At 64.6% G+C, this 25644-nt stretch carries 25 protein-coding genes; 11 read left to right on the top strand and 14 right to left on the bottom strand.

Translation table 11 applies throughout. From position 1 onward, the window contains the following. Positions 1–113 precede the first annotated feature (113 nt). Complete coding sequence (locus tag HU825_RS16505; RefSeq protein WP_234302486.1) at positions 114–911, top strand: acyl-CoA thioesterase; 798 nt, start codon at positions 114–116, stop codon at positions 909–911. Between the two features lie 39 nt (positions 912–950). Here the strand turns inward: HU825_RS16505 and HU825_RS18950 are convergent, their stop codons facing one another. After that, positions 951–1655 carry a methyl-accepting chemotaxis protein gene (locus tag HU825_RS18950; RefSeq protein ID WP_431978476.1) on the bottom strand — a complete coding sequence of 235 codons (705 nt, stop codon included), beginning with the start codon at positions 1653–1655 and terminating at the stop codon, positions 951–953. Positions 1656–2486: 831 nt separating this feature from the next. Beyond that, entirely contained in the window at positions 2487–3302 is an 816-nt protein-coding gene (locus tag HU825_RS16495; protein ID WP_077683034.1) for a TatD family hydrolase, read from the bottom strand. Between the two features lie 158 nt (positions 3303–3460). On the opposite strand from HU825_RS16495, the gene HU825_RS16490 reads away from it, so the two are divergent. Continuing rightward, complete coding sequence (locus HU825_RS16490; RefSeq protein WP_043297119.1) at positions 3461–4870, top strand: MltF family protein; 1410 nt, start codon at positions 3461–3463, stop codon at positions 4868–4870. Positions 4871–4984: 114 nt separating this feature from the next. Here HU825_RS16490 and HU825_RS16485 read toward each other — a convergent pair whose 3' ends face one another. From HU825_RS16485 to HU825_RS16465, 5 genes are all read right to left on the bottom strand, one after another. Beyond that, positions 4985–5986, bottom strand: a complete 1002-nt coding sequence (locus HU825_RS16485) for a lipase secretion chaperone (RefSeq protein ID WP_234302485.1) — start codon at positions 5984–5986, stop codon at positions 4985–4987. A 48-nt stretch (positions 5987–6034) separates the two neighbouring features. Next, entirely contained in the window at positions 6035–6961 is a 927-nt protein-coding gene (locus HU825_RS16480; protein ID WP_234302484.1) for a triacylglycerol lipase, read from the bottom strand. Positions 6962–7262: 301 nt separating this feature from the next. Beyond that, on the bottom strand, positions 7263–7760 hold the full coding sequence (greB, locus tag HU825_RS16475) for a transcription elongation factor GreB (RefSeq protein ID WP_008570218.1): 498 nt from the start codon (positions 7758–7760) through the stop codon (positions 7263–7265). A gap of 63 nt (positions 7761–7823) precedes the next feature. Beyond that, the gene (locus tag HU825_RS16470) at positions 7824–10328 is read right to left on the bottom strand and encodes an ABC transporter permease (RefSeq protein WP_234302483.1); all 2505 of its coding nucleotides are present in this window, start codon (positions 10326–10328) and stop codon (positions 7824–7826) included. Next, positions 10325–11011 carry an ABC transporter ATP-binding protein gene (locus HU825_RS16465; RefSeq protein WP_043297115.1) on the bottom strand — a complete coding sequence of 229 codons (687 nt, stop codon included), beginning with the start codon at positions 11009–11011 and terminating at the stop codon, positions 10325–10327. The genes HU825_RS16470 and HU825_RS16465 overlap by 4 nt, the downstream gene beginning before the upstream one ends. A 10-nt stretch (positions 11012–11021) precedes the next feature. On the opposite strand from HU825_RS16465, the gene HU825_RS16460 reads away from it, so the two are divergent. The 3 genes from HU825_RS16460 (at position 11022) to HU825_RS16450 (ending at position 13037) form a co-directional block, all read left to right on the top strand. Next, positions 11022–11633 (top strand): arylesterase, encoded by a 612-nt coding sequence (locus tag HU825_RS16460; RefSeq protein WP_054093202.1) that lies wholly within the window; start codon positions 11022–11024, stop codon positions 11631–11633. 90 nt (positions 11634–11723) lie between these two features. Beyond that, complete coding sequence (locus HU825_RS16455) at positions 11724–12005, top strand: hypothetical protein (RefSeq protein WP_054093201.1); 282 nt, start codon at positions 11724–11726, stop codon at positions 12003–12005. A gap of 66 nt (positions 12006–12071) precedes the next feature. Further along, entirely contained in the window at positions 12072–13037 is a 966-nt protein-coding gene (locus tag HU825_RS16450) for a L,D-transpeptidase family protein (RefSeq protein WP_043297112.1), read from the top strand. A 90-nt stretch (positions 13038–13127) separates the two neighbouring features. Here the strand turns inward: HU825_RS16450 and HU825_RS16445 are convergent, their stop codons facing one another. Continuing rightward, on the bottom strand, positions 13128–13382 hold the full coding sequence (locus HU825_RS16445) for an Lpp/OprI family alanine-zipper lipoprotein (protein ID WP_008570211.1): 255 nt from the start codon (positions 13380–13382) through the stop codon (positions 13128–13130). A 398-nt stretch (positions 13383–13780) separates the two neighbouring features. Between HU825_RS16445 and HU825_RS16440 the strand changes: the two genes are divergently transcribed. Continuing rightward, on the top strand, positions 13781–14074 hold the full coding sequence (locus HU825_RS16440; protein WP_234302482.1) for a GNAT family N-acetyltransferase: 294 nt from the start codon (positions 13781–13783) through the stop codon (positions 14072–14074). Positions 14075–14111: 37 nt separating this feature from the next. On the opposite strand, the gene HU825_RS16435 is transcribed toward HU825_RS16440, so the two are convergent. Beyond that, the gene (locus HU825_RS16435; RefSeq protein WP_054093200.1) at positions 14112–15188 is read right to left on the bottom strand and encodes a 3-deoxy-7-phosphoheptulonate synthase; all 1077 of its coding nucleotides are present in this window, start codon (positions 15186–15188) and stop codon (positions 14112–14114) included. Positions 15189–15434: 246 nt separating this feature from the next. Between HU825_RS16435 and HU825_RS16430 the strand changes: the two genes are divergently transcribed. Next, positions 15435–16394: a putative 2-dehydropantoate 2-reductase gene (locus HU825_RS16430; RefSeq protein WP_234302481.1), complete on the top strand. Its 960-nt coding sequence runs from the start codon at positions 15435–15437 to the stop codon at positions 16392–16394. A gap of 253 nt (positions 16395–16647) precedes the next feature. Then, positions 16648–17622, top strand: a complete 975-nt coding sequence (gene cysB / locus HU825_RS16425) for an HTH-type transcriptional regulator CysB (RefSeq protein WP_043297108.1) — start codon at positions 16648–16650, stop codon at positions 17620–17622. Positions 17623–17670: 48 nt separating this feature from the next. On the opposite strand, the gene HU825_RS16420 is transcribed toward cysB, so the two are convergent. Beyond that, positions 17671–18405, bottom strand: a complete 735-nt coding sequence (locus HU825_RS16420) for a phosphoadenylyl-sulfate reductase (RefSeq protein ID WP_043297107.1) — start codon at positions 18403–18405, stop codon at positions 17671–17673. A gap of 187 nt (positions 18406–18592) precedes the next feature. Between HU825_RS16420 and thrH the strand changes: the two genes are divergently transcribed. Then, entirely contained in the window at positions 18593–19210 is a 618-nt protein-coding gene (gene thrH, locus HU825_RS16415; RefSeq protein ID WP_043297106.1) for a bifunctional phosphoserine phosphatase/homoserine phosphotransferase ThrH, read from the top strand. Between the two features lie 51 nt (positions 19211–19261). Here thrH and pabB read toward each other — a convergent pair whose 3' ends face one another. Genes pabB through HU825_RS16395 form a run of 4 tightly spaced genes read right to left on the bottom strand, consistent with a single transcriptional unit; the run spans position 19262 to position 23721 of the window. Further along, positions 19262–20605, bottom strand: coding sequence for an aminodeoxychorismate synthase component I (pabB, locus tag HU825_RS16410; protein ID WP_234302480.1), 1344 nt, complete (start codon positions 20603–20605; stop codon positions 19262–19264). A 59-nt stretch (positions 20606–20664) separates the two neighbouring features. Next, a complete protein-coding gene (locus tag HU825_RS16405; protein WP_008570201.1) occupies positions 20665–21648 on the bottom strand; it encodes an alpha-L-glutamate ligase-like protein in 984 nt (327 codons plus the stop codon). A 4-nt stretch (positions 21649–21652) separates the two neighbouring features. Next, complete coding sequence (locus HU825_RS16400) at positions 21653–23179, bottom strand: osmotic stress tolerance membrane protein RloB (RefSeq protein WP_043297104.1); 1527 nt, start codon at positions 23177–23179, stop codon at positions 21653–21655. 5 nt (positions 23180–23184) lie between these two features. Further along, complete coding sequence (locus HU825_RS16395; RefSeq protein ID WP_008570199.1) at positions 23185–23721, bottom strand: retropepsin-like aspartic peptidase RloA; 537 nt, start codon at positions 23719–23721, stop codon at positions 23185–23187. Positions 23722–24005: 284 nt separating this feature from the next. Between HU825_RS16395 and HU825_RS16390 the strand changes: the two genes are divergently transcribed. Together HU825_RS16390 and prpB are read left to right on the top strand one after the other, a co-directional pair. Next, entirely contained in the window at positions 24006–24725 is a 720-nt protein-coding gene (locus HU825_RS16390; protein WP_043297103.1) for a GntR family transcriptional regulator, read from the top strand. Continuing rightward, complete coding sequence (prpB, locus tag HU825_RS16385) at positions 24722–25609, top strand: methylisocitrate lyase (protein WP_043297102.1); 888 nt, start codon at positions 24722–24724, stop codon at positions 25607–25609. Before HU825_RS16390 ends, prpB begins: the two co-directional genes overlap by 4 nt. Positions 25610–25644: the final 35 nt, after the last annotated feature.

Raw genomic sequence — 25644 nt, 5'->3', positions numbered from 1 at the left:
GCCGACTGCGATGGCGTGGCATTTCCAGGGGCGTCTACGGCGCTTGCGTCCTCGCGCGCCGGCAAGCACCGGCCTTACCATCGGCCTCCACAAAACAATGAAAAGAGGTGCACATGACCCTTTCCGAACTGTTGCGCGGCGTGCGCGAGCATCCGCAGCAGCTGACCATCCCCGCCACCTGGGGGCAGGGCCGGGCCGGTTTCGGCGGACTGGTGGCGGCGCTGGTGTACGAGGCGATGCGCGCCAAGGTGCCGCCGGAGCGCGCGCTGCGTTCGCTGGCGATCACCTTCGTCGCGCCGCTGGCGCTGGACCAGCCGGCCAGCTTCGAGGCGGAGGTGCTGCGCGAGGGCAAGGCGGTGAGCCAGATGCTGGGGCGGGCGGTACAGGACGGCCAGGTGGTGACCATTGTCCAGGGCAGCTTCGGCGCCGCGCGCGAGTCCGCGGTGGCGGTCGCTGCCGAGGCGGCGCCGGCCATGCCGCCGGTCGAAGCCTGCCAGACGCTGCCCTTCGTGCCGGGTGTCACGCCGGAATTCACCCGCTATCTGGAGATGCGTTGGGGCATCGGTGGGCTGCCGTTTTCCGGCAACACGTCCCGCGAAATGGGTGGCTGGGTGCGCCAACGCGGCGAGGTCGCGCGCGAGCCGATGAACGAAGCGCACCTGCTGGCGCTGATCGACGCGTGGCCGCCGGCGGTGCTCTCGCACCTCAAGGGCTTCGCGCCGGGCAGTTCGCTGACCTGGACCGTCGAGTTCGTGCAGCCGTTGCCCGCGCTGGATACGCATGACTGGTGCCAGTACCGCGCGGTGATCGAGCACGCGCGCGACGGCTACGGACATTGCGCGGCGGCGCTGTGGACGCCGACCGGCGAGCTGGTGGCGCTGAGCCGGCAGACGGTGACGGTGTTCGGCTAACCGGGGCGGGGCGCCGCCCCGCGTTTTCCCGGCAGGCCGTCAGAGCTTGAGCTGGCCGATGGCCCGGCTCAGCTCGCCCGACAGCGCGGCCAGTTGCGAGCTGGTGCTGGCGGAGTCGACCGTCTGCTGCACGGTCTGCTCGGTAACGTCGCGGATGCCGGTCACCGAACGGTTGAGCTCCTCGGCTACCTCGCTCTGTTGCGCGGCGGCGACGGCGATCTGCGTATTGCTGTCGCGCATCTGCGCCACTGCGGCGGTGATCGACTCCAGCGCCTGCGCCGCCTCGCGCGCTTCGCGCACGCAATCATCGGCCTTGAACGAGCTTTCCTGCATGAACTCGACTGCATCGCGCGTCATGGCCTGCAGGTTGCCGATCATGCCGGTGATCTCGTCGGTGGAGTCCTGCACGCGCCTGGCGAGGTTGCGCACTTCATCGGCGACCACCGCGAAGCCACGGCCGGCCTCGCCGGCGCGCGCGGCTTCGATAGCGGCGTTGAGCGCGAGCAGGTTGGTCTGCTCGGCGATGCTGTGGATGACGCTGACCACGCCGTTGATCTTCTGGCTGTCGGCGGCCAGCTGACCGATGGTTTCGGCGGTCTGCTGCACGCCGACCGACAGGTTGGCGATCGACTGTTCCACCCGCGCGACCACGCGCTGGCCGTCGCTGGCCAGCTGGTCGGCGTGCTGCGAGCGGTCGCGGGTGTCGCTGGCGTGCTCGGCGATATGGAACACCGTGGCACTCATTTCGTTGATCGCGGTGGCGGCCTGGTCAGTCTCGCTCTGCTGGCCGAGCATGCCTTGGCGCACGTCGCTCATGCTGGCAGCGAGGCGCCCGGCGCCGTCATCCAGGCGCGCGGCCGCCTGCGCGACGGTACTGACGATGCGCTGGTAGCCGCTCTGCATCGCATTGAAGGCGCTGGCCATCTGGCCGACCTCGTCACCGCTTTCGAGCGGCACGCGCGCGCTGAGATCGCCGGAGCGCTCGACGTGCAGCATGACGTCCTTGAGCGTGTTGAGGTGGCTGAGCAGAAAGCTGATAAGCAGCTGCGAGGCGCCGAGCAGACCGAGCATGAGTACCGCCACGGCACCGGCATAGCTGAAGAAGTGCTCGCCCAGAACCTGGAGCACACTGGGGGTTCGCGCCACCACGGCGAGCGTCTGGCCGTCGGCGCGGATGACGCTCTGCGCGCCGATCAGCGGGTCGCGGGCGAACAGGCGATCATGCGCCAGCGCCGTCCAGCCAGCGTTTTGCGCAAGCGTCTGACCCTGGATCTGCATCCGCTCGCCGGCGACGAAGCGGACCACCTCCGGTCTGGCGGGCAGCTCGGCGGTGGCGGGCCAGGCGGTCAGCAGTTCGGCGGTGGTCTGCGCGTTACGCCGGGCATCGGCGCTGCGCGACTGCTGTTCCACATGCACGGCGTAGAGCACCAGCAACAGGCTGATGACGAAGGCGACCATGTTGAGCGCCCAGAACTTGTATTTCAGTGACAGATCGCGGACCCAGACGAACATGACGGCTCTCTTCCGTTTTGTTGTCGGCTTAACGGCCGTTACGGCGTGAGCTTGAGCACATTTTCACGGCGTTGCGTCCGGCAGCGGCAGGTCGAAGAAACGCCGGGCGCAGAGCGTGGTGTGGGCAGCCAGTTCGGCTTCGCTTTCACCGCGATGGCGCGCCACCTCGCGCAGCACCTCAAGCAGATAGGCCGGTTCGTTGTGGCCGGATTTCGGCTTGGGTCGCAGCGTGCGCGGTAGCAGGTAGGGCGCGTCGCTTTCCAGCATCAGCCGGCCGCGCGGTATTTCGCGCACCAGCGGATGCAGATGGGTGCCGCGGCGCTCGTCGCAGATCCAGCCGGTGATGCCGATGTGCAGATCGAGGTCGAGATAAGCGTACAGCGCGCGCTTCTCGCCAGTGAAGCAATGCACCACCGCGGCGCCGAGGCGGTCGCGCAGCGGCCGCAGGATTTCGACCAGGCGCTGGTCAGCGTCGCGCTCGTGGAGAAACACCGGCAATTGCAGCGCCACCGCCAGCTCCAGCTGTTCCTCCAGCACGCGTTCCTGCTGTGGGCGCGGCGAGAAGTCCCGGTTGAAGTCCAGCCCGCATTCGCCCACCGCGCGCACCTGCGGCTCGCGCAGCAGATCGCGCAGCTGCGCCGCGCTGTCGGCGCTCCACTGGCTGGCGTCGTGCGGGTGGACGCCGGCAGTGCAGAACAGCCGCTGGCGACCGTCGTCGAGCGTGCGGCACAGGCCCAGCGCGGCTTCGCTTTCGGCGAGGCTGGTGCCGGTCAGCACGCATTGCGCGACGCCGGCTGCGTGGGCGCGTTCGAGCACTTCACTGGCCTGCCTGGCCAGGCTGGGATGGGTCAGGTTGACGCCGATATCGACGAGCTCCATCGAGACTCCTACTAAGGTTAATCACTTGAAAATCAACACAATATGCGTGAAGGGCAAACCGTTGATCATGCCTGAATTGGCAGATCGGGCCCGGCTGTGAGAGGCTTCGCTACTTTTTTCGCCGCCGTTGCCCGGTTCGAGCCTGGTATGTACGAGTCATGTTTCGCCTGCTGCTGATCCTCTGTCTGCTGGCGCTCGCGCCCTGGCCGGCGGCTGCGCGGGTGATGGGGCCGGAGGCGTGGAAGGCGCCGGCGACGGTGCGCGATCTGGCGGAAATACGCCGCAGCGGCGTGCTGCGGGTGCTGGTCAACCAGAGCCGCAACAGCTCCGGCGAGGTGAAGGGCGAAGCCATCGGTGTGGAGTATGCACGGCTGCGCGCCTTCGAGCGTTACCTGAACCGAAAGTCCGAGCGCGCTATCCGCCTGAAGATCATCCCCAAGGCCAAGGATCAGCTGCTGGCTGCATTGCAGCGCGGCGAGGGCGATCTGGTGGCGCCCGGTGAGTTGCTCGATCTGAAGGGCATGCGCGGCGTGAGCCGCACCCGGCCGGTGGTCAGCGATGTTGCGCTGGTGCTGGTCGGCCGCCAGGGTGGGCCGCGCTACGCCAGCCTGGAACGACTGTCCGGGCGCAGCCTGGCGCTGCCGGCGGGCAGCGCCGCCGGTGCCGCTGTCGCCCGGCTCAACGAACAGCTGATGAAGCGCAAGCGTGCGCCGGTGGTGGTCGAGTGGGTCGATCCGACGCTGGCGGTCGAGGACGTGCTGGAAATGGTGCAGGCCGGCATCTATCCGGTCACGGCGGTCGAGCAGACCATTGCCGAACGCTGGGCGCGGGTGATGCCCAAGCTGCGCATCGAGCGCCAGGTGGCGCTGGCCGACGAGGCCGACATGCACTGGTTCGTCCGCAAGGAGGCCAGCATGCTGCGCGCCAGTGCCGACGGTTTTCTCAAGGACTACCGCGCGCCGCAGAACCAGGACGCGGCCTTCGAGCGGGTCTACCGGCGCCTGTACAAGGTGCATTACCCGCTCGACCGTACCGGCCGGCAGCGCCTGGAGAAGGTGCGCCCCGTGCTGCAGCGCTACGCCGAGCAGATCGATCTGGATTGGCTCAACCTCGCCGCGCTGGCTTTCAAGGAATCCACCCTCAACCCGGCGGCGCGCGGTGCCGGCGGCGCCACCGGGCTGATGCAGGTGACGCCGGCGACCGCGCGCAGCGTAGGCGTGGGCAATATCCAGCAGCTGGACAACAACGTGCAGGCCAGTGCCAAGTACCTGGCCAGCATCCGTCGTAAGTTCTTCGCCAGCCCACGGCTCAACGAGCGCGAGCGCATGGCCTTCGTGCTGGCGGCCTATAACCTGGGGCCGCAGCGGGTGCAGAGCATGCGCGCCGAAGCGCGCCGGCGCGGGCTGAATCCGGACCAGTGGTTCTTCCAGGTCGAGCGTATCGCCCTGGAAACCGTGGGCATGGGCGTGGTGGGCTACGTCAACAGCGTCAACAAGTACTATCTCGCCTTCCATCGCGAGCGTTATCTGCTGGAAGCCGAACCCGCACGTCGTAGCGCCTCGCGCTAGCCAGGGCGGCGTTAAGAACAGGCTCCAAAATGCTCATTTACAGCGCGTAAACTGCGCTTTTTTCGCCTGTTCTCGCCTTGCCCTGGCTGCCTCGCCTACGATTTCAACGGCCTGCTAGCTTTCCTGACGGACCAGCAGGCGCAGGCGTTCGCTGCTGTCGAAGCGCTGCTCGGCGAGCCGCTCGATAGCGGCCTGCTTGTCGGCCTCACCGAGGCCCTGGCTATGCTCGATGCGACTCTTTTCCTGTTCGAAGTCGGCTAGCCGTTGCTGCCAGACCTGTCGCTGACGGTCCAGCGCTTCCAGGCGCTCGGTCGCCGCATTGCCGACCAGCTGCTGGCGCAATTGGCGCAGCTGCACGGCATCGCCGCCACGCGCCTGCAGCGCGGCTGTCTGCTGGCGCAGCTGGGTCTGCATTTGCGGCACCAGGGCGTCCTGCAGTTCGGCTGGCAGCGCCGCGTGCAAGCGGTCGAGCGCGGCACCCTTGGCATTCGCGTCGAGCCCCGGCTCCAGCTGGATGGTCAGGCGTTCGAGCGTGAAACGGTCATAGGCCTCTTCACTGGCGAAGAACGCCTGGTGCGCCGTATGGCTGAAGATGCGCGCGCGCAACGCCTGTACCGCGGCAAGACGCTGGCGCAGCGCTGGCAGATTTTGCGGGCGGGCCGCCGAATCCAGCCCCAGCAGCTCGCGCTTGTAGTCCAGGTACTGGTTCAGGAGATTCTGCGCCTGGGCCTGCGCCGGTTCTGGCAGCTGCGCGTCGATGTGCTGGCGCAGGCGCTGCACGCTGTGGGTCAGCGGCTCGGCGCCGACGGCGCTGAGGAAGTAGTCGAACAGCCGACGGACGTCGCCGTCGACGATCAGATTGCCGGCGGCGTCCTGCTGGAGGCGGCCGTCGATCCGCGTGCCGTTGAACGAACGCGGCAGCTCGCTGAGCCTCATCGGCTTTGGCGCAGCCGAGTCGCTGACGACGGTGATCGGCGCGGTCGCCGGTGGTCGGGCCGCATGCGCCGGTGCCGTTGCGGGGCTGGAGGCGGGCGGTGGTTCGTTCTCGGGCGGCGCCAGCAGCACGACCAGGCTGAATAACAGCGAGGCGAGGAAAAGGCCGAGAAGTGTCTTCATGGTTCTGCCTTGCAAGAGGCGGCGGGACGCGGCCGTCCCGCCGCTGGCTCAGAGGCCGGCGTTCTTCAGCCGGTTGGCGTGCTGGCGATACACGGTGACCGGATCGGTCTCGAACAGGCTGGTGAGGCCGAGGACCTGGTTCACCTCGTCAAGGTGGTTCATCCGGTAGTCGTCGCGGATGACCATGCCCAGATGCGAGCTGCAGCGTCCCACCAGTCCGTCGTTCGGCTCATCGAAGGCAAGGGCGCCGGCACCCATCATCGCGTCGCTGATATCCAGCGGATTGGTCAGCGGGCTGGTGCCACTCCACGAGTAGTAGCGCACGCCGTTGACCACGTAGGCGCCCTCGCCGCAGGCGGTGGTCGGGATGCCCTGGGGGAACTTGGCATTGAAGCGCGCCGCGCCCTCGCTGTTGAGCGATTCGAGCGAGCCGAGCGAGTTCTGCGGTGCAGAGCTGCTGCTGCCGGAGAGGAAGTTGATCAGCGCGCCTATCGCGTTCACCAGCCCGGCGACGATGGCCTCGCCGGCGGAGCCTTCGGGAATGTTACGGATCAGATCGGCCACGTCCGAGCCCTTGTGCGGCGCACCGACGCTGGTGACTGAGGCCACCAGATCCGGTCGCACGGCGGCCACGTAGCGCACCGTCGGCCCGCCGTGGCTATGGCCGATCAGATTGACCTTGGGTTTGCCACTGAGCGCGACGATCTCCTCGACCTGTGCCAGGAGTTCCTCGCCGCGCAGCTCGGAGGTGTTGAGCTGGCTCACTTCGGTGACGTACACCTGCGCGCCGTCGCGGCGCAGCGCTGCGGGAATGCCGTACCAGTAGTCGACCCCCAGCAGGCTGTCGAAACCGAGCATGCCGTGACCGAGCACGATGGGGTAGCGGGTCTGGGTATAGCCGGTGGAGGCATGGGCCTGGCTCGCCAAGGCCAGCGCGCTGATACAGAGGGCAAGCAGTGTCTTGTTGTTGTTCATGACGCACTCTCGAAAAAGGGGTGGGCAAGCGGGCAATCCATTGCCGTTCACCGCGCCGGGCGCGTACTGCGCCGTTTCGATGGCAGCAATCGTGCCAGGCGCCAGTTAATTGTCATGAAAGTACAGCCTAGAGCGGCTGCGGCCCAGCAGAGCTGGCCAAAGGCCGCTGCAGTCGAGAGGTGCGCGCTGTTACCGGGAGGAACGGCTGTTTCCGCTGTGGGTTGTTACTCGGCAGGATAGAAGAACTTGGTCGCGTGATCGCGGCAATTTGCGACTGTTTGGTCGATGCTAAACCGGTCGGTCACGGATACTCGATTGCCACCACGTACCATAATTTGGGTCCTGTCGGCGTTTGCACCTGTACTTCGGCATCCAGCGCCTTGCCGACCAATGCGCGGGCCAGCGGCGAGTCGATGCTGATCAGGCCTTGCTTGAGGTCCAGTTCGTCAGGGCCGACGATGCGGTAGCGGGCTTCGTTGCCGTCCTCATCCTCCAGCGTCACCCAGGCACCGAAATACACCTTGTCCGGATCGCTCGGCCGCTCACTGACGACCTTGAGTTTTTCCAGGCGCTTGGTGAGAAAACGCACCCGGCTGTCGATCTCGCGCAGCATCTTCTTGCCGTAGGTGTACTCGGCGTTCTCGGAGCGATCGCCCTGGGCGGCCGCCTCGCTCACCGATTGCGTCACCTGCGGGCGTTTGACATGCCACAGTTCGTGCAGCTCGGCGCGCAGGCGCGCTTCGCCTTCCGGGGTGATCAGCGGGGTTCCGGCGGGGCGCGGCGGGCGATAGCGGCTCATGGTCGATCCGTGTGGCGAAAGGGCCGCAAAGTGTAGGCCGAACCGGGCGGCGAGGGCGAGTCGTCAGCCCTCGCGCAGCACGCCGAGCGGGCTGGCGTCGAGCGCGCGGCGGGTGCCGAGAACCCCGGCGCCACCGACCAGCAGCGCGCCAAGAAGCGGTAGCAGCACAAGCCAGGGATGCGGCTGCCAGGGCAGCTCGAAGGCGAAGCGATAGAGCAGTGCGCTGACCAGCTCGCAACCCAGCGCGGCAAGCACGCCGCTGGCCGCGCCGAGCATGCCGAATTCTGCCCGACGCACTCTAAGCAGCAGGCTGCGCTCGGCACCCAGCGCGCGCAGCAGTGCGCCCTGGCGGATGCGCTCGTCCAGTGTGGCCTGCAGGCCGGCAAACAGCACGGCGAGCCCGGCGGCGAGGACGAACAACAGAACGTACTCCACCGCGAGCGACACCTGGGTGAGAATGCTGCGCAACTGCGCGAGCAGCGCTTCGACCTGCAGAAGCGTGGTGGCGGGGAAGGCCCGCGCCATCTCGACCAGCTCGCGCTCCTTGCCGGGTGGCAGATAGAAGCTGGTCATGTAGGTGACGGGCATGTCCTGCAGGGTACCGGGCTCGAAGATCATGTAGAAGTTGGGCTGGAAGCTGTCCCAGTTGACCTCGCGCAGGCTGGTTACCCGGGCATCGCGGCTGAGACCGCCGACGATGAAGGTCAGGCGATCACCCAGTTGCACGCCGAGGCTCTCGGCCAGTTCGGTTTCGACCGAAACGCCAGGGAGTTGCGGCGCGGCCGGTGGCCCCCACCAGCTTCCGGCGGTCAGGCGGTTGTCGGCCGGCAGTTCGGCCGCCCAGGTCAGGCTCAGGTCACGGCGCACAGCGCGGTCGCCCTGCGAATCCTTGCTCACCAGCTGGCGCACCGGTGCGTCGTTGATCGCCACCAGCCGCCCGGGAATGACCGGATACAGCGGCGCCGCCACCGTCGACAGGCTGGCGATGCGTGCGGCGAAGGCATCCTTCTCCGCGGGCAGCACGTTGAGTGCGAAATGATTGGGAGCGTCCTGCGGTAGCTGGTCCTGCCAGGTGTCGAGCAGCTCACCGCGCAACAGGGCGATCAGCGCCATCGCCAGCAGGATCAGGCCGAATGCCAGAGACTGCCCGGCCGCCGCCAACGGGTGTCGCAACAACTGGCCCAGGCCCAGCCGCCAGGAAAGCGCCGCGCCTGCCAGCAACCGGCGCAAGCCGCGCAGGCCGAGCAGCAGCAGGCCGCCCAGCAGCAGCGCGGCCAGCAGCCCGCCGCCAAGCAGGGCGAGGGTGATCTTCAGGTCCAGGCTCAGCCGCCACATGATCAGGCCGAGCGCGAGAATCGCCGTGCCGTACACCAGCCAGCTGCTCGGTGGCACCGGCAGCATGTCGCGCCGCAGTACCCGTAGCGGCGGGACGCGACCGAGCGCTGCCAGCGGCGGCAGGGCGAAGCCGGCGAGGGCGACCAGGCCGGTGGCGATGCCGGCCAGCGCCGGCCACAGTGTGGCGTTCGGAATTTCCTGCGCCAGTACATCGCGCAGCAAATAGAACAGCCCGTATTGCGCCCCCCAGCCGAGCAGGGCGCCAACGATGCTGGCGAGCGCGCCGAGCAGCCCGAGTTGCAGGGTGTACAGCAGCAGCGTTTCCCGTCGTGAAAGCCCCAGGCAACGCAAGAGTGCGCTGGCATCGAAGCGGCGCGCGGCGAAGCGCGCGGCCGACAGCGCCACGGCGACGCCGGCCAGCAGGATCGCGGCAAGGCTCGCCAGATTCAGATAGCGCTCGGCGCGTCCGAGCGCGCCACCGATCTGCCGGTTGCTGTCGCCAGCCGTCTCGATGCGCTGATGGGCCAGCAGTCCCGGTTCGAGCTGTTGCCGGTAGGTGGCGAGCGTTTCGGCCGGCCCACGCCACAGCTCGCGGTAACGCACCCGGCTGCCCGGCTGCACCACGCCGGTGGCGGCCAGGTCGTCCATGTGCATCAGCACGCGCGGGGTCAGGCTGTAGAAGTCGCCGACGCGATCCGGCTCGTAGGTCAGCACGCGGGTCAAGCGCAGCGACTTGTCGCCGACCTCGATCGGATCACCGATCTCCAGCTCCAGGGCTGTGAGCAGGCGGGCCTCGGCCCAGGCTTCGCCCGGTCGCGGTCCTGGTCCCGGTTGTTCCTGTTCGTAGGGTGCGGCGGCGCTGCGCAGCTCACCGCGCAGCGGATAGGCGCTGTCGGCAGCCTTGACGCTAGTGAGCTGCAGTTTGTCGTCGGTGGCGATCACGCTGGAGAACTCGACCACCCGCGCATGCGTCAGCCCCAATTGTCGGCCGGCTGCAATCTGGTGAGGCTGGGCTTCGGCGCTGCCTTGCAGCACTAGGTCTGCGCCGAGAAATTCGCTGGCACGCAGTTGCATGGCGTCGTTCAGGCGAGCACCGAAATAGCCGATTGCGGTGCTCGCCGCGACGGCGATTAGCAGGGCGAAGAACAGCACGCGCAGCTCGCCGGCGCGGGCGTCGCGCAGCAGCTGACGGCACGCCAGCGCCGCGAGGCGGCGAGTCGGCACATGGCTCATGCGGCGGACCCGTTGTCGACCCGACGCCCGCCTTCTAGACGCAGCAGATGGCGACAGCGGCGGGCCAGGCGTTCGTCGTGCGTAACCAATACCAGGGTGGTGCCGCGCTCGCGATTGAGCTCGAACAGCAGGTCGCTGATGTGCGCGCCGGTATGGCTGTCGAGGTTGCCGGTCGGCTCGTCGGCGAACAGCACGTCCGGCTCCGCGGCGAAGGCGCGCGCCAGCGCCACGCGCTGCTGCTCGCCACCGGACAGCTGGCGTGGATAGTGATGCAGACGCGTACCGAGGCCGACACGCTCCAGCAACTGCCGGGCGCGCTGGGCGGCGTCGCGGCGACCTTCGAGTTCCAGCGGCAGCATGACGTTCTCCAGCGCGTCGAGGCTGTCGAGCAGCTGGAAGGACTGAAAGACGAAACCGACATGCTCGGCCCGAACCCGCGCGCGCTGATCCTCGTCCAGCGTGCCGAGCGAGTGGCCGGCCAGCTGTACTTCGCCAGCACTGGGCAGGTCGAGCCCGGCGAGCAGGCCGAGCAGGGTGGATTTGCCCGAGCCGGAAGTACCGACGATGGCCAGGCTGTCGCCCTTCGCCAGCTCCAGGGAGAGGTCGCTGAGGATATGCAGCTCGCCTTCCGCGCTGGGAACCACTTTGTTAAGGTGCCGGGCGATGAGAATGCTGACGCTCATGGAGAATCCGATGCGAAGTTGGCTGAAAGGCGGGGTCCTGCTGCTGGTGATGTGGGGGCAGGGCGCGCTGGCGGGAACCGTCTTGGTGGTCGGCGATAGTATCAGCGCCGCTTTCGGCCTGGAAACCAGCCAGGGCTGGGTGCATCTGCTGCAGCAGCGCCTCGCCGAGCAGGCTCGACCGCGCTCCGTGGTGAACGCCTCGATCAGCGGCGACACCAGCGCTGGTGGGCTCGCCAGGCTGCCAACGCTGCTCGCGGAGCATCGGCCGGAGGTGGTGATTCTCGAGCTGGGCGGCAACGATGGCTTGCGCGGCCAGTCGCCGGCGCAATTGAAACAGAATCTTGCGGCGATGATTGAGCAGTCGCAGCAGACCGACGCCAAGGTGCTGCTGTTGGGCATGCGTCTGCCGCCGAATTACGGGCGTCGCTACACCGAGGCCTTCGCTCGGGTGTACCACGAGCTGGCGGATGAGCGCGATGTGGCGCTGGTTCCGTTCGTGCTCGAAGGGGTCGCCGGAGAGCCCGGCATGATGCAGGGCGACGGCGTGCACCCGACCGCGTCGGCGCAAGCGCAACTTCTCGAGAACGTCTGGCCGGCGCTTGCGCCATTGCTCGCCCCGTAGCGCTGAACGCCGTCTGCCTGAGGCCCTGCGAGCCTCTTGCGCTGGCGCGAGCGCGCAGCTACTGTCGCGCCCCTCGAACGGGAGCACTCGATGCCGCGCTCAGCCAAGACCCTGTATGCCTATCGACTCATCGTGCCGGACGAGCAGTTCGATCTGTTCGCCTGCCGCGAGAATCGTCTGCATCTGGCGCTGCGCCAGCTGGAGCTGAGCGGTAATGCGGATCGCACACTGTGCGGGGGCCTGCTGCCAGCGCAGCCGCGCTGGCAGGACCTGCAGCGCGAGACGCTGAAGGACCGGCGTCTGTGTCCGGCCTGCCTGCAGTTGCTGGATGCGCGCAGCAGGGGCCTTCTGTCCGCGGTAAGTGCCTGGTAGGCGCCGGCGACGTCGGCTTCGAGTACAATCGCCGTCAATTCGATCAATCAGCCAAGGGTTTCCGTAATGCTTTCGCGTGCGTCTGCTGTCGCCTCCTGTTTGTCTCTTGCGGCTTTGCTGGCGGCTGGCCAGAGCGTCGCGCTGGAGCTGCCTTTGCCGCCTGAGGGCGAAGATGTAGTCGGCCAGATCCGCGTGATCAAGGCGAAATACGAAGACACCTTCGCCGCGATCGCCGAAACCAACGATCTGGGCTATTCCGAACTGGTGGCCGCCAATCCGGGCGTGGATCCGTGGCTGCCGGGCGAGGGGACCGACATCATCCTGCCGACGCGCTTCATCCTGCCGCCAGGGCCGCGCGAGGGTATCGTGATCAACATCGCCGAGTACCGCATGTACTACTACCCGGCCGGCGGCAGCGTCGTCCACACCTATCCGCTGGGCATCGGGCGCGAAGGCTGGGGTTCGCCTGTAGGCAGTACGCGTATTTCCGCCATGACCGCCAACCCGGCATGGTATCCGCCCAAGTCCATTCGCGAAGAGCACGCGGCGGATGGCGATCCGTTGCCCACGGTGGTGCCGCCGGGACCGGATAACCCGTTGGGCCCGTACAAGATGAGTCTGGCCATCCCGGGCTACCTGATTCATGGCTCGAATAAGAAGTTCGGCATCGGCATGCGCGTCAGCCACGGCTGTTTCCGCATGCTGAACAACAACGTTCTCGAGCTGTCGCGCATGGTCAAGGTGGGAACGCCGGTGCGCATTATCGACGAGCCGTACAAGTTCGGCGTGAGCGACGGTAAGGTCTACCTGGAGGCCCATGCGCCGCTGGAAGACGAAGAGAAGAAACTGACGCTGATGGACAAGCACGCCGTAGTCGTCAATACGCTGCTCAAGCGCGACGAGCAGATGCGCACTCTGCATCTTGATTGGGAGATGATCCGGGATATCGTTGCTGGCGAAGACGGTTTGCCGATCGAGATTGCCGATCAGCAATCGGTATCCATAGCCAGTCATGAAGAGCAAGTTTTTTGAGCATTAAGCCCCGTGGCGTTGTCCGCGGGGCGTATTGCGACAAATAAAAAAGCCGACCTTGTAGGTCGGCTTTTTTTGTTGCCTTGAAGCTTACTTGCGGCTGGCGCGATCCAGCATACGCAGAGCGCGCTCGTTCGCTTCGTCAGCGGTCTGCTGAGCCTTCTGAGCAGCAGCCAGGGCTTCGTCAGCCTTGCTGTAGGCTTCGTCGGCGCGAGCCTGAGCGCGGGCAGCGGCGTCTTCGGTAGCAGTCAGACGGGCTTCGCTTTCTTTGGTCATGCTGTTGCTGCAACCGGTAGCCAGAACTGCGGCCAGAGCCAGAGCAGAGAATTTCAGAACGTTGTTCATCGTGTTCCCCTTAAGGTGGAAATCCATAAGCAACTTCCGTTATGGAAAGTTTGCGCGCACATACTACCTGTAACTTCGTTTAAGTAAACCGAGTCGACGAGCTGCACGAGCGTTTTTTTGGAAAACTCCGGCAGCCCCTCGGCCCCTCGACTGCAAGTTGGATAAAAAACATCCAGTATCAGGTCTGTTTACTTGAGGCAGTGTAGTGAACGCCATCGGCTTGTGCTGAATCTTGGCAAATGTCGTGCGCTTTCTCTTGCGGCCGGAATTGACGCCAGCACTGGTCGAAATCGACAGAAGCGGGTAGAAAAGAACGCTGGTTCTCAGGCAGCCCGAGTGCCCATGCATGCAACCGGGCGAACAATAACAAGATTGGCTGATCCTGCTGAGGAGTCGAAATGAGCGACACACTTACCGTGCACCATGATCGGAGCGGACACCGATTCGAGGTTAGCGTCGAGGGCCATTGCGCTTATCTGGCTTACATGGACCTGGGCAAACAGACGCTGGACATCTATCGAACCTTCGTTCCGGATGCGCTGCGTGGTCGCGGTATCGCGGCGGTGCTGGCACAGCATGCGCTGGAGTTCGCCGAGCAGGAGGGTTACAGCGTCATTCCATCCTGCTCCTATGTGGAGCGTTACATCGAGCGCCAGAACGCGCCAGGCGGACAGCAAGACGAGCACGAATGAAAAACGCCGGCAAGGGCCGGCGCTCTGTTGAACCCTGTCAGCCGCGTCGGCGGCTGGGCAGGATGTCGCGCAGCTTGGCATGCATGCCGAGTATGGCCTTCTCGGTGGTATCCCAGTCGATGCAGGCATCGGTGACCGAGACGCCGTAGGCCAGTTCCGACAGATCCTTGGGGATCGGCTGATTACCCCATCCCAGGTGGCTTTCCACCATCAGACCGACGATCGAAGCGTTGCCTTCCAGAATCTGGTTGGCGACGTTGTCCATCACCAGCGGCTGCAGCGCCGGATCCTTGTTGGAGTTGGCATGGCTGCAGTCGATCATGATGTTCGGGCGGATGCCGGCTTTGGTCAGCTCCTGCTCGCAAACCGTCACGCTGACCGAATCGTAGTTGGGCTTGCCGTTGCCGCCACGTAGCACGACGTGCCCGTAGTTGTTGCCCTTGGTGGTAACGATGGATACGCCACCGGCCTGGTTGATGCCGAGGAAACGATGTGGGCTGGAGACCGACTGCAGGGCGTTGATCGCGACGGTCAGGCTGCCGTCGGTGCCGTTCTTGAAACCGACCGCCGATGACAGGCCGGACGCCATTTCACGGTGGGTCTGCGACTCGGTGGTGCGTGCGCCGATGGCCGACCAGCTGATCAGGTCCTGCAGGTACTGCGGAGAGATGGGGTCCAGCGCCTCGGTGGCCGTCGGCAGGCCCATTTCCGCGAGATCGAGCAGCAGCTTGCGGCCGATATGCAAGCCATCCTGGATCTTGAACGAGTCATCCATGTAAGGATCGTTGATCAGACCTTTCCAGCCCACCGTGGTGCGCGGCTTCTCGAAATACACCCGCATGATCAGGAACAGGCTGTCGGACACCTTCTCGGCAAGCACCTTGAGACGTTCGGCGTATTCGTGCGCGGCCTTCAGGTCATGAATCGAGCAGGGGCCGACCACGAGAAACAGGCGATGGTCCTTGCCGTCGAGGATATCCCGCACGACCTGGCGCCCATGGGCGACGGTGCGCAAGGCGGAGTCGGTCAGGGGAAGTTCCTGCTTGAGCTGTTCCGGGGTGATCAGGGTGACGTTAGAGGCGACGTTAAGGTCGTTGATGGGTAAATCGGCCATGTGTTACTCGTCAGGTCTCGGGTGCCGTCCGCCAGCCATCCCGGTGCGGCGGAGCAGGCATGGGGCGCAGCGGGGGAGACGGAACCTTAGCGCTAAACATGCAGGCTCGACAACGACATTCAGTGCCGCCGCCGATGCGCCAGGAGCTGGCCGGTTGGCGCCGCTGGCGGCAGCAGGGCGGCGCTGTGCCGCTCCGTCGCCGGCTGTTATCGTGCCGCATCGCCTTCTTTATATCGGAGTTCCTGGATGTCTGAATCTCGCCTACGCATTGCGATCATTGGTACCGGCGCTATCGGTGGCTATTACGGCATGCAGCTGGCGCTGGCCGGGCACGATGTGCATTTTCTGCTGCGCAGCGAGTACGAGGCGGTGCGTGAGCACGGCTTGCGGATCAACAGCGCGGTGCTCGGCAGCCAGCATCTGACCAATGTGCAGGCTTATCGCAGCGCCGATCAGATGCCGGCTTGCGACTGGCTGTTCGTCGCGACCAAGAGCACCGGCACGGCGGCTTTGCTGCCCGCCATCACGCAGATCGCGGCGCCCGGGGCGAAGGTCGTGTTATTGCAGAACGGTCTGGCGGTTGAGGACGAGATCCGGCCGCTGCTGCCGGCCGGGGTGCATCTGCTCGGCGGGCTGTGCGCCATCTATGCCCATCGCAGTGCGCCCGGTGTGGTCGAGCATCAGGCGCTGGGTAACATCAACCTCGCTTATCACTCAGGGCCGGCTCAAAGCGACGAGGCCCGCCAGGCTGTGGTCGCCGGCGGTGTGGCGATGCTCAAGGCGGCCGGTGTGGGTTCGGTCGCCATGTCCAGCTTGGAGCAGGCGCGCTGGATCAAGCTGGTCTGGAACGTACCGTTTAATGGTCTCTCGGTGCTGCTCAATGCCGGCACGGCGGCACTGCTAGCGGATGCCGACAGCCGTGCGCTGATCCGCTCGATCATGGATGAGGTGGTAGCTGCGGCGGCGGCCAGTGGCTTCACCCTGCCGTCCGGCCTGGCGGACAAGTTGATCGAAGGCACCACGCAGCTGCCGGACTACCTACCGAGCATGTATCACGATCATGCGCATCGGCGACCGTTGGAACTGACGGCGCTCTACGCTGCGCCGTTGGCCGCAGCCGAGCTGGCCGGTTGTGCCATGCCGCGCACGCAGGCGCTGTACCGGGCATTGTCGTTCCTTGCGCGCTATGCGACGGATCGTCGCTGACGGCCTTCCGTCGCGCAGGCTTCGCGTGCAAAAACATTCAGGGGCAGGCGCTCTCCCCCGGCTGACGCGGCTCCGCGGCGCCTTCGGGCTGCTAAGCTCAACGTGAAGCCGTGTTTTCTGTAAGGGCTTGCGCGACGAAGGTCGCGCAGTAGAAAGTCGCGGATAGATATATCATCCAATAAAAAATGCTAATTCGGTTATAAGAATGGCGGATCAGCATCCAGCGTGGCGTCTTTGTCTTTGAGGGTTATCTATGAAGCTCCAGCAACTGCGTTACATCTGGGAAGTGGCGCACCATGACCTCAATGTTTCGGCGACTGCACAAAGCCTGTTCACTTCACAACCTGGTATCAGCAAACAGATTCGCCTGCTCGAAGACGAGTTGGGCGTCGAGGTTTTCGCCCGCAGCGGCAAGCATCTGACCCGTGTCACGCCCGCTGGCGAGCGCATCATCACCACGGCTGGCGAGATTCTGCGCAAATGCGAAAGCATCAAGCAGATCGCGCAGGAGTTCTCCAATGAAAAGCGGGGCACGCTGAGCATCGCCACCACGCACACCCAGGCTCGCTATGCCCTGCCGCGGGTCATCAGCACGTTCATCAAGCAGTACCCGGATGTGTCGCTGCACATGCATCAGGGATCGCCCACGCAAATCGCCGAGATGGCGGCGGACGGGACCGTCGATTTCGCCATCGCGACCGAAGGTCTGGAGCTGTTCGGCGATCTGATCATGATGCCGTGCTACCGCTGGAATCGCTGCGTGATCGTTCCTCAGGGGCATCCCCTGGCCAAAATGGAGAAACTCACCCTCGAAGCGCTGGCCGAGCACCCGATCGTCACCTACGTATTCGGCTTCACCGGCCGCTCCAAGCTCGACGAGGCCTTCAGCCATCATGGCCTGTCGCCCAAGGTGGTGTTCACCGCGGCGGACGCCGACGTGATCAAGACCTACGTCCGACTGGGGCTGGGGGTAGGGATCGTCGCGCGGATGGCGGTCGATGCCAGGCTCGACGCCGACCTGGTGGTGCTCGACGCCAGCGAGCTGTTCGAATCCAGCGTGACCAAGATCGGCTTTCGCCGCGGCACGTTCCTGCGTGGATTCATGTGCGACTTCATCGAGCAGTTCGCCCCGCATCTCGATCGGACGATGCTCGACAAGGCCATTCAGTGCCGCAACAAGGTCGAGCTGGATGAGCTGTTCGAGGGCGTGGAACTGCCCGTCTACTAGTTGGTAGGAGTGCGCTGAGGCAGGCGGCGCACGCGCCGCCTTGCCGCGTTATTGCTTGGCGATGAGATTGCCGGCGTGCAGCCCGCATTCCTTGTGGGTGGCTTCTTCCCACCACCAGCGGCCTTCCCGTTCGTGCTGATTCGGCAGCACCGGCCGAGTGCACGGCTCGCAGCCGATGCTGATGAATCCGCGCTCATGCAGGCTGTTATAGGGGATTTCCAGCATGCGGATATAGCCCCAGACTTCCTCACTGGTCATCTGCGCCAACGGGTTGAACTTGTACAGCGTGCGCTCCGTGGTCGAGAAGGCGCTGTCGATTTCCAGCACGGCGACCTGGCTGCGTGTGCCGGGGCTCTGGTCGCGCCGCTGGCCGGTCGCCCAGGCTCGCACTCCGGCGAGCTTGCGCCGCAGCGGCTCGATCTTGCGGATGCCACAGCACTCGCTGTGACCGTCACGATAGAAGCTGAACAGTCCCTTTTCTTTCACCAGCGGCTCGAGCAGTGCTGGGTCCGGTGTCATGATCTCGATGGCGATCCCGTAGTGATCGCGGACCTGCTCGATGAAGCGATAGGTTTCGCTATGCAGGCGCCCGGTATCCAGACTGAATACTTTGACGTTCTTGTTGAGTTTCCAAGCCATGTCAACCAGCACCACGTCCTCGGCGCCGCTGAAGGAAATCCACAGCTCGTCGCCGAACAAGTCGAAGGCGAGCTTGAGAATGTCCTGGGGCGATTTGGTGGCATAGGCGGCGGCCAGTTCGGCGACGTCGATAGATGGGCTCATCGGGCGGCTTTCCTTTGATCGGCGCTGGGCGCTCTGTGGCGGCGGATGGTAGCAAAGAGCAGTTATGTCACTAAATAACCTTTGTTCGCATATATAGTGCGTTTCGGCTATAAGCGCCGCGTTGCGCCGCCTCTGCGTTGCCGATAGAGTGCCGCCTTTCTTTTTCTACATGAATGAGGAGTGGCCCGTGGAAATAGCCTGTCTCGACCTGGAGGGCGTACTGGTTCCGGAGATCTGGATTGCCTTTGCAGAGGCCACCGGAATCGAGTCGCTGCGGGCGACCACGCGGGACATTCCCGACTATGACGTGCTGATGAAGCAGCGTCTGCGCATTCTCGACGAGCACGGCCTCAAGCTCTCGGACATTCAGCAGGTAATCGCCACACTCAAGCCGCTCGAAGGTGCAGTGGAGTTCGTCGACTGGCTGCGCGAGCGTTTCCAGGTGGTGATCCTGTCGGACACCTTCTACGAGTTCTCGCAGCCGCTGATGCGTCAACTGGGCTTCCCGACGCTGCTGTGCCACCGCCTGATCACCGATGACACCGACCGCGTGGTGGATTATCAGCTGCGCCAGAAGGACCCCAAGCGTCAGTCGGTCATCGCGCTGAAGAGCCTGTATTACCGGGTGATCGCAGCCGGCGATTCCTACAACGACACCACCATGCTCAGCGAAGCGCATGCGGGCATCCTGTTCCACGCGCCGGACAACGTGATCGCCGAGTTCCCGCAATTCCCGGCGGTACATAGCTACGCCGATCTGAAACAAGAGTTCCTCAAGGCCTCGAATCGCAAACTGGCGCTCTGACAGCCGTTCCGACTCGGCGACCGGCTCCGGCTGGTCGCTTCCAGTCTAGTGCTACAGCCCCTCCAGGGTTTCCAGCAGCACCTTCACCTTGTCAATCGACTCCTGATATTCCGCCTCCCATTGCGAATCGGCGACGATGCCGCCGCCACCCCAGCAGCATGCCTGGCCGTTGCGCAGCGACAGGGTGCGGATGGTGATCGAGCTGTCCATCCTTCCGCGTACATCCACATACAGCAGCGAGCCGCAGTAGATCGAGCGGCGGGTTGGCTCCAGCTCGTCGATGATTTGCATCGCGCGGATCTTCGGGGCGCCGGTGATCGAGCCACCCGGAAAGCTGCCGGCCAATAGGTCGAAGGCATCCTTGCCGGCGGCCAGCGTGCCGCGCACGGCGCTGACCAAATGATGCACGTTGGGGTAACTTTCCAGCGCGAACAGTTCGGGCACATGCACGCTGCCGATCTCGCAGCTGCGACCCAGGTCGTTGCGCAGCAGGTCGACGATCATCAGGTTCTCGGCACGGTCCTTTTCGCTGGCGAGCAGCTCCTCGGCCAGCGCCAGGTCCGCGGCCGGATCCGCCTGACGGCGACGTGTGCCCTTGATCGGACGGGTTTCCACGGTGCCGTCGCTCAGCTGCAGAAACCGCTCCGGGGACAGGCTGGCGATGGCGCCATCTTCCAGTGCGACAAACCCGGCGAACGGGGTGGGGCAGGCCGCGCGCAATGCGCGATAGGCAAGCCAGGGGTCGCCCTGGTAGGCGGCGCGAAAGCGTTGCGTGAAGTTCACCTGATAACAGTCGCCGGCGCGGATGTAGTCCTGGATGCGCTCGAAGGCACAGCGATAGCGCTCTCTGTCGAGATCACCACCAAATCGCGACCGCAGGCTGAATGGCTGGGCACTCGGTGCAGCGGCAGGCTGCTGGAACAGGCTCAGCAAGCGCGCGTGCTCAGCCTGCGCGAGGGCGGGGTGGAACAGCAGGTGCGCCGTGCGCCGCTGGTGGTCATTGATCAAGGCCCAGGCATAGAGCCCGAAGCGCGCGACCGGCAGAGCGAGATCGTCCACCGCCGTTTGCGGCAGTTCTTCCAGGCGGGTACCGAAGTCGTAAGCAAGCAGGCCGATCAGGCCGCCAAGGAACGGCAGCTCGTAAGCGTCGGGAGCGTCCGCCGGGCCGAGGCTGGCCAGCGCCAGACGCAGGCGCTGGAAGAACGCCACACCGCCTTCATCGGCCGCCGGGGTGAGAATCTGCTCCGGCCAGGCGCTGATGATGTCGTAGCGGCCACGCGTCGCCTGTGGCCGGCCGGAATCCAGCAGTACCGCGCCGGGGGCGTCGTGAATGCGTTCAAACCAGTGACCGGGATCGGCGTGATAGGGCAGCGGGTGGAGCGTGCAGATGGGCATGGCGGTCGTCTTGGCGAGTCGGGCCCGGCCACGAAGGCCGGGCGACTCGATGTGCGGCGTCAGCTGTGGGCCGGAACGTGGCCGAACAGCTCCTGGGAGAATTTGACGCGCTCTTCCGGGGTTTCCTGAATGCCCTTCTCCTTGAGTTCGGCCAGTCGGGTTTCCACGGCGTGCGCCCGGTGGGTCAGGCCGCAGTCATTGGCGATCTGGATGTTCAGGCCGGGACGTGCGTTGAGTTCCAGAATCAACGGGCCCTTGTCGACATCCAGCACCATGTCGACGCCGATATAGCCCAGCCCGCACAGCTCGTAACAGCCGGCGGCCAGCTTCATGAAACCGTCCCAGTTGGGCAGCTGCACGCCGTCCACAGCATTGCCGGTGTCCGGGTGCTTGGTGATCTTGTTGTTCAGCCAGGTGCCACGCAGCGTGATGCCGGTTGCCAGGTCGACCCCTACACCGATAGCGCCCTGGTGCAGGTTCGCCTTGCCGCCGGACTGGCGAGTCGGCAGGCGCAGCATGGCCATGATCGGATAACCCATCAGCACGATGATGCGGATGTCCGGCACCCCTTCGTAGCTGATGCTCTTGAAGATCGGGTCGGGTGTGACGCGGTATTCGATCAGTGCGCGGTCGCGGTGGCCGCCGAGGGAGTAAAGGCCGGTGAGGATGTTGGAAATCTGATGCTCGATCTCGTCGTGGCTAAGCATCTTCCCCGACACGGTTTTGTAGCGACCCTCGAAACGGTCGGCGATCACCAGGATGCCGTCACCGCCGGCACCTTGCGCGGGCTTGACGACGAAATCGTGGTGGTCGCGGACGATGTCCTTGAGCTTCTCGATGTCCTTCTCGGTCTCGATCACCCCGTACATTTCCGGCACGTGGATGCCCGCCTCGATGGCGCGCTGCTTGGTGATGATCTTGTCGTCGACGATCGGGTACAGGTGCCGCTTGTTGTACTTGAGCACGTAGTCCGCATTGCGCCGGTTGATGCCCATGATGCCTTTGGCTTCAAGGGCCTTCCACGTCTTGATCAGGCCGAACATGGTCTTAGTCCTTGAGGAAGGCTTTGAAACGGAACAGTTCGGTCAGGCGGTAGCCGCGGTAGCGCCCCATCGCCAGCATGAAGCCCACCATGATCAGCAGCACCGCCGGGAAGGTGAAGATGAAGTAGGTCAGCTGCGGAATGCTCATGAGCAGGTGCGCCAGGGTCGCGGCCACCAGGGTGCCGATGGCGACCTTGAAGGCGTGGGTACCGCCGCGTTCTTCCCAGGTGATCGACAGGCGTTCGATGGTCATGGTCAGAATCACCATCGGGAACAGCGCCACCGACAGCCCGCGCTCCAGACCGAGCTTGTGGCTGAACAGGCTGATGACCGCGATCAGCACCACGACAAAGGTCAGCACCACCGACAGGCGCGGCAGCATCTGCAACTTGAGGTGTTCCAGATAGGAGCGCAGCGACAGCCCGAGTGCGGTGATTACGGTGAACAGCGCAATGCCGAAGCCCAACTGCGTCTCGCGGAAGGCCAGGGCGATAAGCACTGGCGTGAAGGTGCCGAGTGTCTGCAGACCACCGAGGTTGCGCAGGATCAGGATCACCAGCACTCCGATCGGAATCATGATCATGATCTGATAGGTCTGCTGGGTCTGCAGCGGCAGGCCGTAGAGCGAGTATTCGAGGAAGTCGGCGTCGGTGTTCTCGTCGGTCAGCTTGGCCAGGCGAATCGCGTTCATCTCACTGTTGTTCAGCGTGAACGAGACCTGCGGGTTGCGTCCGCCTTCGAGGTTGATCAGCGGCTGGTCGCCGGTCCACCAGACCAGGCGGTCTTTCGGCAGACCCTGTTCGCCGGTTTCCGGATTGAAGTACAGCCATTTGTCACCGTTGAAGCTGCGCAGCCAGAGTTCCGGCGTCTGCTGCTGTTCGGCCAGCAGGCGCACGGTGTGGACGCGCTCCATCGGTACGTGCGCGATGGACAGTAGCAGTTCGATCACGTGCGCCTTGTTGGCAGGCGAGGCGTCGCCGCCGAGCAGCAGTTTGACGTTGTCGTCCTCGACGTTGTTGGCGCGCTTGATCGCTTCGCTGATGAACGTCTCGACGTCGGCCGAGTGCTGGCGGATGGGCGACAGCAACGCTTCGGCGGCGATCTTCTCGGCGCCTTCGACCGGAATGCTGTCACGGAAGATCGGTCCGGTGACCTTCGGCTGCTCGCCGCTATAGCGCTTGGTCAGAACCAGCCGGTAATAGAGCGTCTGCTTGCCGCTGGCGCGGCGTGCCGACCAGGTGACACGGCGGTTGCCGTCGGCGCGGTTGATGCTGACGCCGTAGTTGTTGGAGATGAAGCTCTCGTTAAGGCTGACGAACTCCTGGTTCAGCGGCGGCACGAACATCTGGAGTTTCACCGGCTCGCGTGGGCTGGCAAGGAATTCGACCTTGGCGTCGATATTCCACAGGTCGTCGGTTTCATCCTCGGTCACCGGGATGCCGAGAACGAAGATCTGGTACGCCGTAATGGATATGCCCAGGGCGACGAGCACAAAGATCAGGACTTTCAGATGCAGGGTCAGTGCGCGCATGGGTATTACTCGTCAGCGTCGGTTTTGTTGGTGCAGCCGGGCTTGCCGGCGACGTAGGTACGGCTTGGGTCGACCAGGGCACCGAAGCGGGTAAGCGCGTCGGAGCCAATCAAAAGCGGGTATTGGAAAGCGCTGCGGTCGGTCAGGTTCACTTCTATGCTGCGTTTGGTCTTGCCCATGCACAGATCGAGTTCGATGACCGGGCGGGCCGTGTAAGTCTTGTCTTCCTGTGGATCGAAATCGCCGGCGCGGCGCTTGATCTTACTGATGCGTGCCAGCGGTCGCTCGATCGGGTGCGCATGTGCGCTGTCGACGGCCAGATAGAAGCGCACCCAGGTTTCGCCGTTGCGCTTGAAACGGGAAATGTCGCGCGCACTCAGCGAGGCGGTCTGCGCACCGGTATCCAGTTTGGCCGACAACTCGAGGTTGAACTCCGGGATCGCGATGTGCTCGTTCAGACCATAGATGGTTTTCTCGGCGCCGTGGCCAATACCGGGAACGAGCAGCAGGCAGAGTGATAGGGCGTAGGCGTTGACTCTCATATATCCCGAGTACGTTTAAAAGGAGGACAGGGAGGACGAGGACTGGCTGAGCGCAGCGCCTCGCAGCGAGGCGAGGTGCCGCGGCGCGCCGCGAAGGGCTCGCATTCTAGCATGGCGATTTGGGGGTCGCGACAAGTGGTCATAACCTGTCAGCCACGCGTGTTCGCAAGAGCGGGGCGGCATTCGACTTTAGTTCGATTGTTGACAATCCGTGGGTGCGAGGATTGACCGCTGCGTGTTGCTGGCGTAATTTTCCCTGAGCCTTAACTTCAAGTGTCGACAATATGCTGGATTCGTTAGATGCACCCGCCGGTGCTCAGGTCGATAGTGGAACGCTCTCCGAGCATGTTTTCCGTCATATCCAGGCGGCAATCGTGAAAGGGGAGATCGCACCGGGCAGCAAGATCTCCGAGCCGGAGCTGGCGCGTACCTATGGCATCAGCCGTGGCCCGCTGCGTGAAGCGATGCATCGGCTGGAAGGGCAGAAGCTGCTGGTTCGCGTGCCGCATGTGGGCGCCCGGGTGGTTTCGCTCAGCCATGCCGAGCTGATCGAACTCTACGAGATTCGCGAATCGCTCGAAGGCATGGCCTGCCGCCTGGCCGCCGAACGCATGAGTGAAGCCGAGATCGACGAGCTGCGTCGGGTGCTGGGTACTCATGAGCGCGACGAGGCGTTCCAGGCCGGCGTCGGCTACTACCAGCAGGAAGGCGATTTCGATTTCCACTACCGGATCATCCAGGGCAGTGGCAATCGCACCCTGGCCAAGCTGCTGTGCGACGAGCTTTATCAGCTGGTGCGCATGTACCGCATCCAGTTCTCCACCACGCCGAACCGGCCGCATCAGGCGTTCGCCGAACATCACCGTATTCTCGATGCCATCGCCGACCGCGATGGCGAACTGGCGGAGCTGCTGATGCGCCGCCATATCGCCGCTTCCAAGCGCAATGTCGAGCGCCACTTCCGTGGCGCTTCGCAACAACCACATGAAAGGGGTAATGCATGACTCTTACTACTGCCGGTCAGCGTTTCCGTGACGCCGTGGCCAGTGAGCATCCGCTGCAGGTCGTCGGTGCGATCAACGCCAACCATGCGCTGCTGGCCAAGCGCGCGGGCTTCAAGGCCATCTACCTGTCCGGCGGTGGCGTTGCGGCCGGCTCGCTGGGACTGCCGGACCTCGGCATCACCGGTCTGGACGATGTGCTCACCGATGTGCGCCGCATCACCGATGTCTGCGATCTGCCGCTGCTGGTGGACGTGGACACCGGCTTCGGCAGCTCGGCGTTCAACGTTGCGCGTACCGTCAAGTCGATGATCAAGTTCGGCGCCGCGGCGATTCACATCGAGGACCAGGTCGGCGCCAAGCGCTGCGGCCATCGCCCGAACAAGGAAATCGTGTCTCAGCAGGAAATGGTCGACCGTATCAAGGCCGCCGTCGATGCGCGTACCGACGATAGCTTCGTGATCATGGCGCGTACCGACGCGCTGGCCGTCGAGGGCCTGAACTCGGCACTGGATCGCGCGGCTGCCTGCATCGAGGCCGGTGCCGACATGATCTTCCCCGAGGCGATCACCGAGCTGGCGATGTACAAGACCTTCGCCGACCGCGTGAAGGCGCCGATTCTGGCCAACATCACCGAATTCGGTGCCACCCCGCTGTATACCACCGAGGAGCTGGCCAGCGTCGACGTGTCGCTGGTGCTCTACCCGCTGTCGGCGTTCCGTGCGATGAACAAGGCGGCGGAGAATGTCTACACCGCGCTGCGTCGCGACGGCACGCAGAAGAATGTGATCGACACCATGCAGACCCGCATGGAGCTTTACGATCGCATCAACTACCACGCGTTCGAGCAGCACCTCGACGCGCTGTTCGCGCAGAAAAAGAGCTGAGTCTGCGGCTCCGCGTGCTTCGACGGAGCCTTCGA

It is taken from the genome of Pseudomonas phenolilytica, assembly GCF_021432765.1.
Taxonomy (GTDB): domain Bacteria; phylum Pseudomonadota; class Gammaproteobacteria; order Pseudomonadales; family Pseudomonadaceae; genus Stutzerimonas; species Stutzerimonas phenolilytica.
Note: the sequence above shows the minus strand (reverse complement) of the source record. Positions and strands in the feature narration are given on the sequence as shown.